Origin of the sequence: Sphingopyxis macrogoltabida, from assembly GCF_001314325.1 — a bacterium.
Taxonomy (GTDB): domain Bacteria; phylum Pseudomonadota; class Alphaproteobacteria; order Sphingomonadales; family Sphingomonadaceae; genus Sphingopyxis; species Sphingopyxis macrogoltabida.
On sequence record NZ_CP009429.1, the window covers coordinates 5157785 to 5174928 of the forward strand.

Annotated in this window: 17 protein-coding genes and 1 pseudogene; 8 read left to right on the forward strand and 10 right to left on the reverse strand. The window is 67.5% G+C overall.

From position 1 onward, the window contains the following. Positions 1-39 precede the first annotated feature (39 nt). From LH19_RS24905 to LH19_RS24930, 6 genes are all read left to right on the forward strand, one after another. The gene (locus LH19_RS24905) at positions 40-1293 is read left to right on the forward strand and encodes a D-arabinono-1,4-lactone oxidase (RefSeq protein WP_054732698.1); all 1254 of its coding nucleotides are present in this window, start codon (positions 40-42) and stop codon (positions 1291-1293) included. Further along, on the forward strand, positions 1290-2435 hold the full coding sequence (locus LH19_RS24910; protein ID WP_054732701.1) for a DSD1 family PLP-dependent enzyme: 1146 nt from the start codon (positions 1290-1292) through the stop codon (positions 2433-2435). The genes LH19_RS24905 and LH19_RS24910 overlap by 4 nt, the downstream gene beginning before the upstream one ends. Beyond that, positions 2432-3049, forward strand: coding sequence for a TetR/AcrR family transcriptional regulator (locus tag LH19_RS24915; protein ID WP_054732703.1), 618 nt, complete (start codon positions 2432-2434; stop codon positions 3047-3049). The genes LH19_RS24910 and LH19_RS24915 overlap by 4 nt, the downstream gene beginning before the upstream one ends. Before the next feature lie 56 nt (positions 3050-3105). After that, the gene (locus tag LH19_RS24920; protein WP_054732706.1) at positions 3106-5622 is read left to right on the forward strand and encodes a penicillin-binding protein 1A; all 2517 of its coding nucleotides are present in this window, start codon (positions 3106-3108) and stop codon (positions 5620-5622) included. Positions 5623-5709: 87 nt separating this feature from the next. Then, positions 5710-6837 (forward strand): peptide chain release factor 2, encoded by a 1128-nt coding sequence (prfB, locus tag LH19_RS24925; RefSeq protein WP_054732710.1) that lies wholly within the window; start codon positions 5710-5712, stop codon positions 6835-6837. Continuing rightward, on the forward strand, positions 6837-7553 hold the full coding sequence (locus tag LH19_RS24930; protein ID WP_054732714.1) for a class I SAM-dependent methyltransferase: 717 nt from the start codon (positions 6837-6839) through the stop codon (positions 7551-7553). The genes prfB and LH19_RS24930 overlap by 1 nt, the downstream gene beginning before the upstream one ends. A gap of 5 nt (positions 7554-7558) precedes the next feature. Here LH19_RS24930 and LH19_RS24935 read toward each other — a convergent pair whose 3' ends face one another. The 10 genes and pseudogenes from LH19_RS24935 to LH19_RS24980 all read right to left on the reverse strand — a co-directional run bounded on the left by LH19_RS24935 (position 7559) and on the right by LH19_RS24980 (position 15762). After that, the gene (locus tag LH19_RS24935) at positions 7559-7924 is read right to left on the reverse strand and encodes a DsrE family protein (RefSeq protein WP_054732717.1); all 366 of its coding nucleotides are present in this window, start codon (positions 7922-7924) and stop codon (positions 7559-7561) included. Continuing rightward, positions 7912-8661 (reverse strand): HesA/MoeB/ThiF family protein, encoded by a 750-nt coding sequence (locus LH19_RS24940; protein ID WP_054732720.1) that lies wholly within the window; start codon positions 8659-8661, stop codon positions 7912-7914. The genes LH19_RS24935 and LH19_RS24940 overlap by 13 nt, the downstream gene beginning before the upstream one ends. Positions 8662-8759: 98 nt before the next feature. Beyond that, positions 8760-9197 (reverse strand): annotated as a pseudogene (gene dut, locus LH19_RS24945) (dUTP diphosphatase); the annotation flags it as partial. Then, entirely contained in the window at positions 9184-10458 is a 1275-nt protein-coding gene (gene coaBC, locus LH19_RS24950) for a bifunctional phosphopantothenoylcysteine decarboxylase/phosphopantothenate--cysteine ligase CoaBC (protein ID WP_054732726.1), read from the reverse strand. The pseudogene dut and the gene coaBC, both read right to left, overlap by 14 nt. A gap of 2 nt (positions 10459-10460) precedes the next feature. After that, complete coding sequence (locus tag LH19_RS24955) at positions 10461-10757, reverse strand: CcdB family protein (protein ID WP_054732728.1); 297 nt, start codon at positions 10755-10757, stop codon at positions 10461-10463. Then, the gene (locus tag LH19_RS24960; protein ID WP_054734339.1) at positions 10757-11002 is read right to left on the reverse strand and encodes a type II toxin-antitoxin system CcdA family antitoxin; all 246 of its coding nucleotides are present in this window, start codon (positions 11000-11002) and stop codon (positions 10757-10759) included. The genes LH19_RS24955 and LH19_RS24960 overlap by 1 nt, the downstream gene beginning before the upstream one ends. A gap of 67 nt (positions 11003-11069) precedes the next feature. Next, on the reverse strand, positions 11070-12197 hold the full coding sequence (locus tag LH19_RS24965) for a glycosyltransferase (protein WP_054732732.1): 1128 nt from the start codon (positions 12195-12197) through the stop codon (positions 11070-11072). Between the two features lie 57 nt (positions 12198-12254). Then, on the reverse strand, positions 12255-13385 hold the full coding sequence (locus LH19_RS24970) for a hypothetical protein (RefSeq protein WP_054732734.1): 1131 nt from the start codon (positions 13383-13385) through the stop codon (positions 12255-12257). 98 nt (positions 13386-13483) lie between these two features. After that, positions 13484-15028 carry a 2-polyprenylphenol 6-hydroxylase gene (ubiB, locus tag LH19_RS24975; protein WP_054734342.1) on the reverse strand — a complete coding sequence of 515 codons (1545 nt, stop codon included), beginning with the start codon at positions 15026-15028 and terminating at the stop codon, positions 13484-13486. Next, entirely contained in the window at positions 15025-15762 is a 738-nt protein-coding gene (locus LH19_RS24980; protein ID WP_054734345.1) for a class I SAM-dependent methyltransferase, read from the reverse strand. The genes ubiB and LH19_RS24980 overlap by 4 nt, the downstream gene beginning before the upstream one ends. Before the next feature lie 93 nt (positions 15763-15855). Here LH19_RS24980 and mutM point away from each other — a divergent pair, with 93 nt between their 5' ends. Continuing rightward, positions 15856-16668 carry a bifunctional DNA-formamidopyrimidine glycosylase/DNA-(apurinic or apyrimidinic site) lyase gene (mutM, locus tag LH19_RS24985; RefSeq protein ID WP_054732737.1) on the forward strand — a complete coding sequence of 271 codons (813 nt, stop codon included), beginning with the start codon at positions 15856-15858 and terminating at the stop codon, positions 16666-16668. 189 nt (positions 16669-16857) lie between these two features. Further along, positions 16858-17121: a 30S ribosomal protein S20 gene (gene rpsT, locus LH19_RS24990; RefSeq protein WP_054590504.1), complete on the forward strand. Its 264-nt coding sequence runs from the start codon at positions 16858-16860 to the stop codon at positions 17119-17121. The last annotated feature ends 23 nt before the right edge of the window (positions 17122-17144 follow it).

Here is a 17144-nt window from a genome sequence, read left to right on the forward strand (position 1 = left end):
CGCCCGACAGCCTCTCCAAACGGACCGGAGGAGGATCGCATGGGCTGGAGCAACTGGTCGGGCAGCGTTTCCGCGCCCGCGGCGGTGGTGCGTCCGCAAAGCGACGATGAACTCGCATCGCTGGTCAGCAGTGCGCGCAAGGTGCGCGCGGTGGGGGCGGGGCACAGTTTCATGCCGCTCTGCGAATCGGACGAGCTGATTGTCAGCCTGGAAGAACTGCCGGGCCAAATCCGCATCGCTGCCGACCGGCTGAGCGCCCGCGTTCCCGCCGGCTGGTCGATCAGGCGCCTGACCGCGGCGCTGTGGGAGGAGGGGCTGTCGCTCGCCAATCAGGGCGACGTCAATCCGCAGTCGCTCGCCGGCGCGATGGCGACCGGCACCCACGGCACGGGCGCCACGCTCGGGTCGCTATCGACTATGGCGCAGGGCTTCCGTCTCATCGGCGCCGACGGCGAAGCGCGCTGGTGCGACCGCGCGGCCAATCCCGACCTGTTCGAGGCGCAGCGGCTGTCGCTCGGCCTGTTCGGCATTGCCACCGAAATCGACGTTGCGGTGGTGCCTGCCTATCACCTCGCCGAGCGGATCGAAAAGCGCCGCTGGGCCGAGGTGCGCGAAGCCTATGACGAATGGGCGGGGGCCGAGCGGCACATCGAGTTCTGGTTCTTCCCGCACAGCGACGATGTGATCCTGAAGACGCTCACCCCCTGCGACCCCTGCGAGCCACCGCCGACCACGACCGACATGGACGAAACGGCTTTCCGGCGCGTCCTCGACATCGCGGCGCGCTTTCCCTTCCTCACCCCGTGGCTCCAGCGCGCGATGATGCGGACGCGCTTCGACGGCCGTCGCCGCGGTCCTGCGCACAACATCTTCCCGTCTGACCGGAGCTTGCGGTTCGAGGAGATGGAATATGAAATGCCGCGCGGCGCCGGGCTGGCGGTGCTCGACGAGGTCGTCGGCTGGATTCGCCGCAAACGGCTGCCGGTCACCTTCCCGTTCGAATATCGCACCGTCGCCGCCGACGATATCTGGATGAGCCCGATGAACGCCGGGCCGGTCGCCGCGATCTCGATGCACCAATATGCGAAAATGCCCTGGCAGCGGCTGTTCGCCGAGGCTGAGGCAATCTTTCGCGGTGCAGGCGGGCGCCCGCACTGGGCGAAGCGCCACACGCTGAACCGCGCCGATGTCGCGGCGCTCTATCCGATGGCGGGCCGCTTCGGCGCCGTCCGCCGCGCCGCCGACCCCTCGGGCAAGTTCCTCAACCCGCATCTCGAAAGCCTGTTCGCATGACGACCGACCGCGACCTCCACGCCCATCTGATCGGCCGGCAGGGCAGCCGCGCCGACCTCAATACCCCGGTGCTCGTTCTCGATGTCGAGGCGCTCGACCGTAATATCGCCGCGATGGCGGCGCTCGCGGCGCAGCATGGCGTCGCGCTGCGCCCGCATGCCAAGACGCACAAGAGCGTCGATATCGCGATGCGCCAGATTGGCGCCGGTGCGGCCGGCGTCTGCTGCGCGAAGATCGGCGAGGCCGAGGTGCTCGCCGCCGGCGGGGTGACCGGCGTACTGATCACCTCGCCGGTCGCCGCGCCCGCCGCGATTGCCCGGCTGGCCACGCTTGCGGGGCAGACCGAGGGGCTGATGGCGGTCGTCGACCATCCCGACGTCGCGGCGCGGATCGACGCGGCGCTGGCCACGAACGGCGCGACGCTCGATATGATCATCGACATCGATCCCGGCATCGCGCGCACTGGCGTTGCGTCGGCGGCGGCGGCGGTGGCGCTGGCGCAGGCGATCGCCGCGCTGCCAAATCTCTGTTATCGCGGCGTGCAATATTATTGCGGGTCGCAGCAGCATATCGAGAATTATGCCGAACGCCGCGCGGCGATCGTCGAGCGCACCGCCTATCTGCAGGAGGTGATCGCGGCGCTCGGCGACGCCGGTTTCGCGCCTGAAATCGTCACCGGCGGCGGTACCGGCACCCACCGTATCGACCTCGATCTCAGCATTCTCACCGAACTCCAGACCGGCTCCTATGTCTTCATGGACAAGCAATATCTCGATTGCGACCTGACAGGGGATGGCGAGCCGCCGTTCGAGACCGCGCTTGGCGTCGACGCGCGCGTCGTCAGCGCGAATCATTCGGGGCTCGTCACGATCGACGCGGGGTTCAAGTCGCTGTCGACCGATGGCGGCGTCGCCGTCGTCCGGCGCGGCGCCCCCGAAAGCGCCTTCTTCGCCTTCATGGGCGACGAGCATGCGGCGCTGGTGGCGCCCGGCATCGGCACCGCGATGCAGCCCGGCGACCCGGTCAGCCTGACGGTGCCGCACTGCGACCCGACGGTGAACCTCTACGACGATTACCATGTCGTCGCGGGTGACACGCTGGTCGATATCTGGCCGGTCAGCGCCCGTGGGCGAGCGCGATGAGCGAGGCGCCGGCGAAGACGCCGCCGAAGCAGCAGCGCGCACGCCAGACCTATGACCTGTTGCTTGACGTCGCCGGCGAGCTGCTCGCCGAGGTCGGGATCGAACGGATATCGACGAACCTCATCGCGGCGCGCGCCGGGCTGACCCCGCCCGCACTCTATCGCTATTTCGGCGACAAATATGCGGTGCTCGAAACGCTCGGGCGGCGGCTGATGGAGCGGCAGAACGCGGTGCTCGAAGCGTGGATCGCGCGCCATGCCGGTGGCGGCCTCGATGCGATGGCGGACCATATCGGCGACCTGCTGGCCGAAAACGCCGCGGTGACCCGCGCCGAACCGGGCGCCGTGTGGATCTTGCGCGCGCTGCACGCGACGCCGCGGCTCGTCCATGTCCGGCTCGAATCGCACCGCTATGTCACCGCGCGGCTGGCCGAGGCCTGCGCCCGCCACCTGCCGGGCGCCGATCCCGAAACCCTCTGGCGGCGGCTGCGGCTCGCGGTCGAACTCGGCTTTGCCGCCGACGAAATGCTCTACGAAGAAACGCGCGTCGCGTCCGACGCCGTGCTCGCCGATGTCGCGGCGATGCTGAGAGGGGTGTTGCGCGAGTTAGGATAGCCGATCGCCGCAAGCATGCTTCCCTTTCGGCGAAGCAGGCGATAGAGGCTGGCCATATGGTCGCCGACAGTCCGCCCGATTTCCGCCTGCGCCTGCGCCGCGACAGCAATGCCGTCATCGGGTGGTTTCGCGACATGTGGATGCGGCGCTGGTTTCGCTGGCTCGGCTATCTCGCGCTCGCCGGCTTGCTCGGCATCTTGCTGATCTGGCTGATTTTCGCGCGCAATCTGCCGTCGGTCGACCAGCTTCGCGATTATGAGCCGCCGCTGCCGACGATGGTCCGCGATGCCGAGGGCAAGCCCGTCCACACCTATGCCCGCGAACGCCGCGTCCAGCTCGAATATAGCGAATATCCGCAGCTCCTCGTCCGCGCCTATCTCGCCGCCGAGGACCGTACCTTCTTCGAACATGGCGGCATCGACTATCCGGGTATCGCCAGCGCGATCCTGACCAACCTCAGCAACGGCGGCCGCCCGGTCGGCGCCTCGACGATCACCCAGCAGGTCGCGAAGAACCTGCTGCTGACCAACGAGCTCAGCTACACGCGCAAGATTCGCGAGGTCATCCTTGCCCGCCGCATCGAGGGGGCGCTCAGCAAGGAGCAGATCCTCGAACTCTATCTCAACGAGATTCCGCTCGGGCGACGGAGCTTCGGCGTGCAGGCGGCGAGCCGCGCCTATTTCGACAAGGACGTCGACCAGCTCAAGCTCCACGAAATGGCGTTCCTCGCCATCCTGCCCAAGGCGCCCGAAACCTATGGCCGCGCGCGCAACGCCGACAAGGCGATCGCACGGCGCAATTTCGTGCTCGGCGAAATGTATCGCAACGGCTGGATCACTGCGGCGCAGCGCGACGCGGCGCAGGCGATGCCGCTCGGCCTCACCAACAGCGGCAACACGGCGATCGCGCAGGTCGGCGGCTATTATATGGAAGAGGTGCGGCGCCAGCTCATCGCCGAATTCGGCGAAACCGCGGCCGACGGCCCGCACAGCGTCTATGCCGGCGGCCTCTGGGTCCGCACCGCCTATGACGGCAAGATGCAGGCTGCGGCCGCGAATGCGCTGCGCCGCGGCTTGATGCGCTATGATGCCGGCAAGGGCTGGTCGGGGCCGATCGCGACGATCGAGGCCGACGACCAGTGGCAGAGCCGCCTTGCGTCGAGCTTCATCGGCATCGATTACGACAATTGGCGGATCGCCGCAGTGCTGTCTAAATCGGGCGGCGAGGCGCAGATCGGCTTCGCCAATGGCGACACCGGCCGCCTGCCCGCGAGCGCCGCGACGCTCGGCTATCGCAAGACCGGCGGCAGCGCTTTTTCGGCGATGCGTCCTGGCGACCTGATCGCGGTCAAGGCGACCGGAAACGGCGTCTATGCCCTCCGCAACATTCCCGAAGTGTCGGGTGGCTTCGTGGCCGAAAGCCCGCATTCGGGGCGTATCTATGCGATGCAGGGCGGTTTCGATGTGCGCCTGTCGCCGTTCAACCGGGCGACGCAGGCCGAACGCCAGCCGGGCTCGACGATCAAGCCCTTCGTCTATGCGACCGCGCTCGACAACGGCATGACCCCCGCGACGATGATCGTCGATGGCCCCTTCTGCGTCTATCAGGGCGCCAGCCTCGGCAACAAATGCTTCCGCAACTTCGGCGGCGGCGGCGGTTCGGGCGAACATACGATGCGCTGGGGCCTCGAACAGTCGCGCAACCTGATGACGGTGCGCACCGCGAGCCAGGTCGGGATGGAACCGATCGTCGACACGATCAAGACGATGGGCATCGGCACCCACGAACCCTATCTTTCGACCGCGCTCGGCGCCGGATCGACGACGGTCGAGAAGATGACCAATGCCTTTGCCATGCTGGCGAACCATGGTCGCGAGCTGAAACCGCGTGTGATCGACTATGCGCAGGATCGCCGCGGCAAGGTGGTGTTCCCGGCGAAGTGGAAGCCGTGCGAAGGCTGCAACAAGAAGGATTGGGACGGCCGGCCGATGCCGCGCTTCGCCAAGTCGGGCAAGCAGCTCATGGATCCGATGACCGCCTATCAGGTCGTCCATATGCTCGAGGGCGTCGTCCAGCGCGGCACCGCGGTGCGGCTGCGCGACCTCGGCATGCCGCTGTTCGGCAAGACCGGCACCACCTCGGGACCGAAGGACGCCTGGTTCGTCGGCGGGACGCCCGATGTCGTCGCGGGCGTCTATATCGGCTTCGACCAGCCGCGGAACATGGGCGGCTATGTGCAGGGCGGCAGTATGGCCGCGCCGATCTTCAAGCAGTTTTTCGAGGAATCGCTCGCCGACCGCCAGCCGGTGCCGTTCACCGCGCCGAAGGGTGTGCGCATGGTGCGCATCGACCGCCAGTCGGGCCGCCGCGTCTATGGCAGCTGGCCGGGCAGCGATCCCAAGGCGGCGATCATCTGGGAAGCGTTCAAGCCCGAAAGCGAGCCGCGGCGGACGATCCGCGAAGAAGAAATCAAGCCGGTCAAGACGCCCAAACGGCAGGACGTTCCCGTCCAGCAGGGCAATGGCCGGCGCAGCGACAGCGATTTTCTGGAGGATCGCGGCGGCATCATCTGACCCGCGGAATCTGACGTACGGGCAGGGGCTTTTCCGGCGGCCCGCCAGCCACTATGGCCGGTCCCTAATATTTTCAGGAGCAAGGACATGCGCGCCGAAGCGCAGGATCATATCGACAAGATTGGCGCCGCGCTGGCGCTGCTGCGCCGCTTTCTCGACTGGGACCGCGCGGTACGGCGGCTCGACGAACTCAACGCGAAGGTCGAGGACCCGACGCTGTGGAACGACGCCAAGGCCGCGCAAGAGGTCATGCGCGAACGCCGCCGCCTCGACGAGGCGATCACCGCGACGCGTGCGATCGAAACCGAATGCGCCGACACCGCCGAGCTGATCGAGCTCGCCGAAATGGAAGGCGACGAGGCGATGGTCGACGAGGCGGTCGCGTCGCTGGCGACGCTCGCCGCGCGCGCCGAGGAAGACAAGATCAAGGCGTTGCTCGCGGGCGAGGCCGACGCCAACGACGCCTATATCGAAGTCCATGCCGGCGCCGGCGGCACCGAAAGCCAGGACTGGGCCGAAATGCTCCAGCGCATGTACAGCCGCTGGGCCGAGAAGCGCGGGTTGAAGGTCGAACTGGTCGAATATCAGGCGGGCGAACAGGCGGGCATCAAATCGGCGACGATGCTGGTGAAGGGCGAAAACGCCTATGGCTATGCGAAGACCGAAAGCGGCGTTCATCGCCTCGTCCGCATCTCGCCCTACGACAGCTCGGCGCGCCGCCACACGAGCTTTTCGTCGGTGTGGGTCTATCCGGTGATCGACGACAATATCGATATCGAGATCAACGAAGGCGATCTCAAGATCGATACCTATCGTGCCTCGGGCGCGGGCGGCCAGCACGTCAACACCACCGATTCGGCGGTGCGTATCACGCACATCCCGACCGGCATCGTCGTCGCGTCGCAGAACGACCGCTCGCAGCACAAGAACCGCGCGACCGCGATGGGGATGCTGAAGGCACGGATGTACGAGGCCGAGTTGCAGAAGCGCGAGGCCGCGGCGTCGGGCGAATATCAGGCGAAGACCGAAATCGGCTGGGGCCACCAGATTCGCTCCTATGTCCTCCAGCCCTATCAGCTCGTGAAGGATCTGCGCACCGGAGTGACGTCGACCGCGCCCGGCGACGTGCTCGACGGCGCGCTCGACCCGTTCATGGCGGCGGCGCTGTCGCAGAAGGTGACCGGCGAAAAGGTCGACGTCGAGGACATCGACTGATGCAGCGCGCGGCCCTTCTTGCCGCGCTCCTGCTGCTGGCCGGCGGCTGCGATGCCCCATGGGATTCGGGCAGCGACCGCCTCGAAACCTCGCGCGAATTCCCGCCCGCCGACCGGCCCGTCGCGCCGACCGTGTCGACCAAATGGTCGACCGAGGAAGCGCGCGACCGGGTCAACGAGGCCGAGGATGTCATGGATTCGGCCGACGTCCGCCCCGACATGACCGTCGCCGACATCGGCGCGGGCGACGGCTATTACACGGTGCGCCTCGCGCAGCGGGTCGGCGTCGGCGGCCGCGTGCTGGCGCAGGACATCATGCCCGAGGTGATCGAACGGCTCGCCGACCGCGTCGCGCGCGAGCGGCTCGACAATGTCTCGATCAAGCTCGGCGCGGTCGACGACCCGCGGCTTCCCGCCGCCAGCTTCGACCGCGTCTTCATGGTCCATATGTATCACGAGATCGGCGAGCCCTATGCCTTCCTGTGGCGGCTGCGCCCGGCGCTGCGCAAGGGCGGGCAGGTGATCGTCGTCGACGGCGACCGCCCGATTGCCCAGCACGGCACCCCGTTCCGCCTGCTCGTCTGCGAGTTCGAGGCGGTGGGGTACAAGCTGGTGTCGTACGACGACAAGCAGCATGCCGGCGGTTATCTGGCGCGCTTCGTGCCGAGCGGCAAACGCCCCGCGCCCGACGCGATCACGGTTTGCGCCAATCCCTGAAGGGTTCAGTAAACCAGCAGTTGATCGGGGCTATCCACACCTGCCAGAAAGCCGACAAGCCCCGCAGCACGGACATGCGGCGGCATTTCGGGCGCGGTGAGGCCGGCGAGCGCCATTCCCGACTGGCAGGCGAACAGGCCGACGTCCATCGCTGCGGCCTCTTCGATCATCGAAGCGAGGTCGGGCTGCCCGGCGGCATTTCGCGCAGCGTCGCCGGCAAAGCCGACCGGCGGCCGCAGCAGCGCGACCGCTTCGCCCTGCATGAAGAGGCGGGTCGGCGCGCCGAGCGCCGCTGCCGCCATCGCGGTTTCGAGCGCGGCATAGAGGCGGGCGCCATCGGCGCAGGCGACGATGATGTTCAGCGGTGGCATATCGGGCACTCGGGATCCTTGCCGACGGAAACCTCGCGCCAGCGCCGCTCGAGCATGTCGACGATCGCCAGCCGCCCGGCGAGCGATCGCCCCCAGCCGCTCAGCGCACGCACCGCCTCGAGCGCCGCCATCGTCCCGACCATCCCCGCCAACGCGCCCATCACGCCGGTCTCGGCGCAATTGACGCCTTCCTGCGCCGGGTCGTTGCCGACGAGGCAGGCGTAGCAGGGGGCGTCGGCGCGCCAGCCTTCGTAAAGCGCGACCTGCCCCTCGAACGCGCCGATCGCGGCCGAGAGCAGGGGGTTTTTCAGCGCAACGGCGGCGCGATTGACCGCCAGGCGGGTCGCGAAATTGTCGCAGCCGTCGAGGATCAGGCCGGCGCCCGCAAGCAGCGTTTCGGCATTGCCGTCGTCGAGGCGCCGGACCACGGCGACGGCCTCGACATGCGGGTTGATCCGCTTCGCTGCTGCCGCCGCGACGTCCGCTTTGGACTTGCCGATATCGGCGTCGGTGAACAGCGGCTGGCGCTGCAGATTGCTGAGTTCGACATGATCGTGATCGATGATCGTCAGCCGCCCGACCCCGGCCGCAGCGAGATAGGTGATCGCCGGGCAACCGATGCCGCCCGCGCCGATGATCGCGACATGGCTCGCCTTCAGCTTCGCCTGGCCGGCACCGCCAAAGGCGGGCAGGACGATCTGGCGCGCATAACGGTCGAGTTCGGCGTCGCTGAGCAAGCCTACTCGCCCGGGCGCCGCAGCGGCATCGCAGAGAGCGAGGCGACCCCCGCGGGCTCCGCCTCGTCCTCCGCGGGCTCGGCGGCTTCGCTCGTCACCCCGGTCGAACCGAACCCGCCCGCACCGCGTGCGGTTTCGTCGAGGCTGGCGATCTCGACAAAAGCGGCGCGCTGTACCGGCGCCGGCACCAGTTGCGCGATACGGTCGCCGCGCCTGATCTCGAAATTATCGTCGCCCAAATTGGCGAGGATCACCTTCACCTCGCCGCGATAGTCGCTGTCGATCGTTCCCGGCGTGTTGAGACAGGTGATGCCGTGCTTGAGCGCGAGGCCCGAGCGCGGGCGCACCTGCACCTCGTAACCGGCGGGGATCGCGATCGCGAAGCCGGTCGCGACCGCGTGGCGGGTGCCGGGACGGATGGTCAGCGTCTCGGCCGCGACGACGTCCATCCCCGCGGCGCCATCGGAGGCATAGGCGGGCAGCGGCAGGCCGCCGCCGTTGGGCAGCCGCTGGATGGCGATTTCAATCGGCGTCATGAGTGGATTCTGGGGGTGCGCGGGTGTCGAGTTCATCGGCAATCTTTTCCATCAGTTTGCGGGCGACGGCGTCCTTGGACAGCCGGTCCCAGCTATCGACGCCCTCTGGCGTCACGATATGCACGCGGTTCGTTTCGCCGCCCATCGGGTCGGCGGACACGTCGTTGGCGACGATCCAGTCGCATCCCTTGCGTGCCAGCTTCGCTTCGGCATGCGCGATGACGTCGTTGGTCTCGGCGGCAAAGCCGATCAGCAGCGCCGGGCGCTGCGGGCTCCTGGCGACGCCCGCAAGGATGTCCGGGTTTTCGGCGAGCGCGAGCGGCGGGACGGCGCCGCTGCCGTCCTTCTTGATCTTTTGCGCCGCGGTGTCGGCGGCGCGCCAGTCGGCGACCGCGGCGACCATGATCGCGGCATCGACGGGCAGGCCCTGCTCGACCTCCGCCGCCATCTCGCGCGCGGTTTCGACATCGACGCGGATCACGCCGGGCGGCGTCGGCAGCGGCACCGGGCCCGCGATCAACAGCACCTCGGCACCCGCTTCGGCGGCGGCGGCGGCGATGGCAAAACCCTGCTTCCCGCTCGACCGGTTGGCGATGTAGCGCACCGGGTCGATCGGCTCGTGCGTCGGGCCCGCGGTGATCAGGATGCGGCGGCCGTGCAGCGGGCGGTGATTCGCCTCGGAAAAATCCGGCTGGCCGTCGAGCAGCGACGCGGCGGGTGCGCCGGTGAGCGCCTTCTCGATCGCCGCGAAAATTGCCTCGGGCTCGGGCAGCCGGCCCGGACCATATTCGCCGCACGCCATTTCGCCCTCGTCGGGCTCCAGCACCGTCACCCCGTCGCCGCGCAGGATCGCGACATTACGCTGCGTCGCGGCGTGCAGCCACATGCGGACATTCATCGCGGGCGCCGCGAGCACGGGCTTGTCGGTCGCGAGCAGTAATGTCGTCGCGAGGTCGTCGGCTTGTCCCCCCGCCATCTTCGCGAGCAGGTCGGCGGTCGCGGGCGCGACGACGACCAGATCGGCCTCGCGGCTGAGCTGGATATGCCCCATCTCGACCTCGTCCTTGAGGTCGAAGAGGCTGGTATAGACCTTGTTCTCGCTCAGCGCGGCGAGCGTCAACGGGGTCACGAACTGTTCGCCCGCGCGCGTCAGCACGCAGCGCACGACATGCCCCGACTTGCGCAGCAGGCGGACGAGTTCGATACTCTTGTAAGCGGCGATGCCGCCGCCGATGATCAGCAGGATGCGTTTCGCGGCCATCGTCAAACCCCCGTCAGCAGCATATCGACCGCATTCAATATATCGTAGCGCGATTCGGCCAGCGAAGCGACGCGTTGGCCCAATTCGCGGGTATCGACCGCCGATGCGAGCTGCGTCGCCATGATATGGTGCCGGCCTTCAATCTCGAAAACCGGATGCAGGCGCGTCAGCTTCTGCGCCGTCTGCGTCGGAACCAGCGGAATGACGAAGCGCGTCTCGAAATGCCCCAGCAGGTCGCTCTGGCAATCGAGCAGCAATTCGGTTCCGGCGCGGCTGCGGTGAACGTCGAATTGCGGCATCAGAACAGCCGGTATTTGGCGAGCGGCAGGCCATGCTCGCGCGTATAGGCGTTCCAGCTTTCGATCGCGGCGCGATTTTCTTCCTGCCACGCCGCCGCACGCAGCTTCTTGACCTCGGCCGCCAGCCCGCCCTGACAGGCTTCGCTGACGTTGATGCCGAGACGCTTGGCTTCTTCGACCAGATCGGCGCTCAGCGACACATTGGTCGCTTTCTTGGGGCCTTCGAATCGCGACGGGCGGTTCATCGCCATCTCCTTTGCGCATGATATATGCGCAGGCAGGCCGCAGTTCAATTGGACAGCTTATTTGCGCTCATTTGCGCCAGGTCAGGACCGACGACATGGCGAAGTTCCAGATCGCACCGACGAGCACCCCGGCAACGCCCGCAACCCACCAGCGTTCGTCATGCCCGGCCACCCATGTCCCGATGCCGATATTGGCGACCGCACCGAGCGCCGAGATCGCATAGAAGGTTGCAAGCCCGGCGAGCATGCGCCAGCCCTTCAGCTTGCGGTCGGCGTAGGTGAAGCTGTTGTTGAGGAAAAAGTTGAACGCGATTGCGACGACGACCGCCATGGTCTGCGCCGCGACGAAGGGTTCGCCAAGCCCGAGCATAGAACGCAGCACTGCCAGATGGACGAACACGCCGAGCCCGCCGACGCTCAGGAATTTGAGCAGGCGGACGGGGACGAAGCGGCCGATCGTCTTGTCGGCGATCAGTTCGAGATATTCGGCGACGACGCGCGCACCGATCTTGCTTTCGCCCGCTTCGCGGCTGCGGAATTGATAGGGTATTTCGGCGACCTTGAGCGCGGTGGGCGCCGAGGCGAGGATGTCGATCAATATCTTGAAGCCGATCGCCGACAGCCGCGGCAGCGCGCGTTCGAATGCGTCGCGGCGGATCGCGAAGAAACCGCTCATCGGGTCGCTGACATCGGTGCCGAGCGCGATCTGGCCGGCGCGCGTCGCGATACGGCTCATCCGTACCCGGCCCGCGGCCCAGTCGCCGGTGCCGCCGCCGTCGACGTAGCGCGTACCGACCGCAACCTCGGCGCCACCCGTCTCGACGGCGTCGATCAGGCGCGGCAGCGCGTCTTCGTCGTGCTGGAGGTCGCCGTCCATGACGACGATCACCGGCGCTGCGGTCGCCAATATGCCCTCGACCACCGCCGATGACAGGCCCCGGCGCCCGATGCGCTGCACGATGCGGACATGGCGCGATGTCCGGCCGAGCCGGCGGACGAGGTCGCTGGTTCCGTCGGCCGAATTGTCGTCGACGAAGACAACTTCCCAGCCGCGCCCTGCGAGCACGACCGACAATCGCTCGATCAGCCGCTCGACATTCGCCGCTTCGTTGAGCGTCGGGACGATGACGGCGACTGCGAGCGGCAGCGTTTCGGCGGCATATATCGGTGCGGCAAGCGTGGCGTTGTGGCGCATGAGCCCTCATCTGGTCCGGTCGGAATCGCCGTGAGGCGACCGCCACGGCATAGGGGGCTATGGTAAATCTTCGGTAACCAGACGCCCGCCCGGCGGCAGCGGCGACGCCAGCGCGCGGCCCAGCGCGGCGAGCGCGGCGGGGGCGAAGATCAGGCCGATGAACAAGGTCGGGACGACCAGCATCCCCCAATAATCATTGTCCGGCCGGGCGAAGAGCGCGAACAGCGCGGCATAGATCAGCTGGACCCCCAGCCCGATCGTGCCGAGCCGCGATCGCCACGCTGCCCAGCCGAGCAGCGCCAGCGGGGCAAGGATCGCCGCGACCCACGGCGGGGCGAAGAAGCGCAGCACCGACGTCTGATGGATGAAGGCGATATAATTGCTCCAGCCGCCGAGGCCGAACCAGCCGGGGCTTGCTACGTCGGCGGCATTGGTCGCCGCGGCGACCGCCGCGGCGTGAAACGCCAGCGCAACCGCCAGCGCGATGCCGACCCCGACCCACGCAGCCGCAGCGCGCCAGTCGCGATCGATCAGGGCGAACAGGCCGAGCAGCATCGCAACCGGCAGCACCGTCTCGCGTATGGCGAGCGCCAGCGCGATCACCGCCATCGCCGCCCACGGCCGCGCCGGGCGATAGAGCGCGAGCGCGAGCGCAACGAGCACCCCGGCCAGCGTTTCGTGGATCAGCACCCATTGTCCGCTCGCCACCTGTCCGACGCTGAGCGCGATCGGCAGCGCCGCGAAGCGGGCATAGGCGGGCAGGCCGGCTTCGTTCATCAGCCGCCGCCGCCACGCGAGAATCACGGCGAGACCGAGCAGGCTCGCGAGCAGGGTCATGGCCGGCAGCCCGATCGCGGCGGTCGCCACCGCCAGCGTCGGCAGCCGCACCGCAACGAACGGCCGCAGCGGATAACTGGCTTCGCGATGGACGGCGACGACCGCCGCGTAATAGGGATCGCCGTGCTCCATCGCGCGCAGGGTCTTGAGGTAGAGCGCGTGATCGCCGATCATCCCTTCGGCCTTGACGAGACGCGGTTCGCTGAGATCGGGCGGCACGGGCGCGTGGCTGCGGAGGGCGCCGAGCAGCATCAGCCCCGCGAGCAGTGCGAGCAACAGTACCGCGACGGGCCGCGAAATCCCGGCAAAGCGGTTCCAGCTTGCGGGAGAAGACAGGGTGTCGGCGCGCATATAGCCTCGATCGAACCGGACGGAAGCGCCCGGCCGCGTATGAAAGCCTTAGCGAAACAGGGTAAATCTTCGGTAACCAGACGCCGCGCGGCGTCCGGTCAGCCGAACCAGTTCAGTGCCGCCGCGCCCGCCGCTGCGCCCAGCAGCGCGGTCAGCGCATAGCGCCACCAGCGGCGGCGCTCGCCCTTGTCCCACATCAGCGCAATCTCGGGCAGCGGCGGCGCGGGCGGGGCGCCGCCGGGTTTCGGCAATTGCGCGTCGAGGCGGCGGATGATGTCGGGGATCAGCGCCAGCGTCTTGCCCTGTTCGCGGATGCCGTCGGCGAGCGCAGCTTCGGGGCCGAGTTCGTCGCGGATCCATTCGCCGACGAAGGGCCCCGACACGTCCCACATGTTGATCTTCGGGTTAAGCATCGTCGCGACGCCCTCGACCATCACCATCGTCTTCTGGAGCAGCAACAGGTGCGGCTGCGTCTGCATGTCGAAATCGCGGGTGATCGCGAACAGCCCGTCGAGCATCTGCCCGACGCTGAGCTCGCTCACCGGCTTGCCGCGCATCGGCTCGCCGACCGCGCGCAGCGCCGTCGCGAACTCCTCGACGCTGTGATAATCGGGGACATATTGCGCCTCGAAATGGATCTCGGCGACGCGGCGGTAATTGCCGGTCGTCAGGCCATAGAGGATCTCGGCAAGCCAGTAGCGCGCCTGCCGGTTGATCCGCCCCATGATGCCGAAATCGACCGCGGCGATCGTGCCGTCGGCCTTCACGAACAAATTGCCCTGATGCATGTCGGCGTGGAAAAAGCCCTCGGCGATCGCCTGCCGCAGGAAGGCGTTGACGAGGTTCGCCGACAGCGCTTCCATGTCGTGCCCCGCAGCGACCAGCGCGTCGCGGCGCGAGATCTTGATGCCGTCGATCCAGTCGAGCGTCATCACGCGGCTCGCGGTGCGGTCCCAGTCGATCGCCGGAACCTCGTAGGTCGGCACCCCGACCATCGCGTCGCGCAGCTCGGACGCCGATGCGGCTTCGCGGCGCAGGTCGAGTTCGCGCAAGGTCCAGCGGCGGAAATTGGCGATGACCTGCCGCGGGCGCAGCCGCGATGCCTCGCCGCCGAGCGCTTCGAGATGCGCGGCCGCCCATTCATAGGTTTCGATGTCGCGCGCGAACTGCTTGTCGATGCCGGGTCGGCGAACCTTCACCGCGACCTGGCGGCCGTCGGTGGTGATCGCGCGGTGAACCTGCGCGATCGACGCCGATCCGACGGGTTCGGGATCGAATTCGCTGTACAGCTTTTCGAGCGGCACTTCGAAGGTGGCCTCGATCTCCTGTTTGATGCGCGCGAAGCCGACCGGCGCGAGCGCGTCCTGCAGGGTCAGCAGGTTGCGCGCCGCCTCCTCGCCGACGAGATCAGGACGCGTTGCGAGCGTCTGGCCCAGCTTGACCGCGGCGGGGCCGATCGCTTGGAAGGCGGCGGCATAATCGGGCACTTTCGGCTGGATCGTGCCCAGCCGCGCGATGCGGCAGAGGCGCTTCACCCCCGGCGGGGTCTGCGGTGCACTCTCGATCCCGCGCAGCGCGCCATGGCGCGCCAGGATGCGCCCCCACTTCAGCAGGCGGACGATATGGGTGACGGGTCGGGTCAAGCTTTCCACCCGCTGTGGATCGCGACCAGACCGCCGAGGATCGGCTCGACCTTCACCGACGTGAAGCCCGCTTCGCGGATCATGGCCGCGAATTTCGGCATCGGCGGAAAGCGGCGGATCGATTCGATCAGGTAACGATAACTGTCTTCGTCGTCGGCGATCAGCTTGCCGAGCTTGGGGACGAGGTGATGCGAGTAAGCGTCATAGGCCTGCGCGAAGCCCGGCCATTCGTTGGTCGAGAATTCGAGGCAGAAGAAGCGCCCGCCATAGCGCAGCACGCGGTGCGCTTCCTTCAGCGCTGCCGGAATGTCGGTGACGTTGCGGATGCCGAAAGCGATCGTATAGGCGTCGAAGAACTGGCCGGGGAAGGAGAGCCGCTCGGCATTCTGCTCCGACCAGACGAGCGTATCGATGCCGCGCTCGGCGGCGCGCTCCATGCCGACGCCCAGCATGTCGGGGTTGATGTCGGCGACGGTGATGCTCGCGCCGCTCTTTTCCATGCGAAAGGCGATGTCGCCGGTGCCGCCCGCCATGTCGAGGATCGCCTCGCCCGCGCGGGGCTTCACGCGCCGCACGAAGCGGTCCTTCCACAGCCGGTGCATGCCGCCCGACATCGCGTCGTTCATGATGTCGTACTTGCGCGCGACGCGGCTGAACACTTCGCCGACCATCGCCGTCTTGGCGGTCGCCGGGACCTCTTCATAACCGAAGCTGACGGTATCGGGGGTGGCCATGATGCGCGCTTTCATGCGGGGGAGAAACGAAGTCTGACCGGCCTTTAGCCAAGGGTTGAAGCGCAGGCAAATGGCGCGTAGCTCCGGCAGGCGATGCCAGAGCTCCCCGAAGTCGAAACCACCGTCCGCGGCCTGACGCCGCACCTTACCGGCCAGCGCCTGCTGCGCGTCTCGACGATGCGGCCCGACCTCCGCCGCCCCTTTCCCGTCGACCTTGCGCAGCGGCTGACCGGCGCGACCGTCACCGGCCTGTCGCGCCGCGCCAAATATGGCATCGTCAGCACCGACCGCGACGATCATATGATCTTCCACCTCGGCATGTCGGGAAGCTGGCGGATCGGGGCGGGCGAGCCCGGCAAGCACGACCATCTCGTCATCGACACCGCGGCGGGGCAGCGGCTGATGCTGCACGACCCGCGCCGCTTCGGCTCGGTCGATCTCGTCGCGGGCGACCCGCTGATCGCCTTTCCCGCCTTTGTGACCCTTGGTCCCGAGCCGCTGTCCGAAGCCTTTGACGCCGCCTATCTCGCAAAAGCGCTGGCCGGACGGCGCGCCCCGATCAAGGCGATGCTGCTCGACCAGACGGTCGTCGCGGGGCTCGGCAATATCTATGTGTGCGAGGCGCTCAACATGGCGCGCATCGCGCCGACGCGCGCCGCCGCCGACGTTCCGAAGGCCAGGATCGCGCTGCTCGTCCCCGCGATCAAGGCGGTGCTCGAAGCATCGATCGCGGCGGGGGGATCGACGCTGCGCGATTACAAGCAACCCGACGGCGAACTCGGTTATTTCGCCAAGGACTGGCGCGTCTACGGGCGCGAGGGCGAGGCATGCGAATGCGGCGGTACGATCGCGCGGATCGTCCAGAGCGGCCGGTCGACCTTCTATTGTCCCAAATGCCAGCGTTGATATGGGCAATTTCCCATCAAAAGCGTTGACCTTCGGCGCCTTGCTGGCTATGGGCGCACCCTTCGAGCAGGGTCCGGTCGTACCGGAACCGGCCGTATCCGGACATTGATTCGCTCGTTTCGCGCGATTCGGCTGCTCCGGTGACGCTGTGCTCCGACTGACTTAGACCGTTTGGAAACCGAGGAATTTATGGCCAATACGCCGCAGGCAAAAAAGCGCATCCGCCGCAACACCGCGCGCACCGTCGTGAACAAGAATCGCGTTTCGCGCATTCGCACGCTGGTGAAGAAGGTCGAAAACGCCGTCGCCGCGGGCGACAAGGATGCCGCCGCTGCGGCGCTGAAGGCTGCGCAGCCCGAAATGGCGCGCGGTGTGGCCAAGGGCGTTCTCCACAAGAACACCGTGGCGCGCAAATATTCGCGTCTGACCAAGAGCGTCAACGCCATCGCCTGATCCGGCTTTCGCCGGACAGCGAT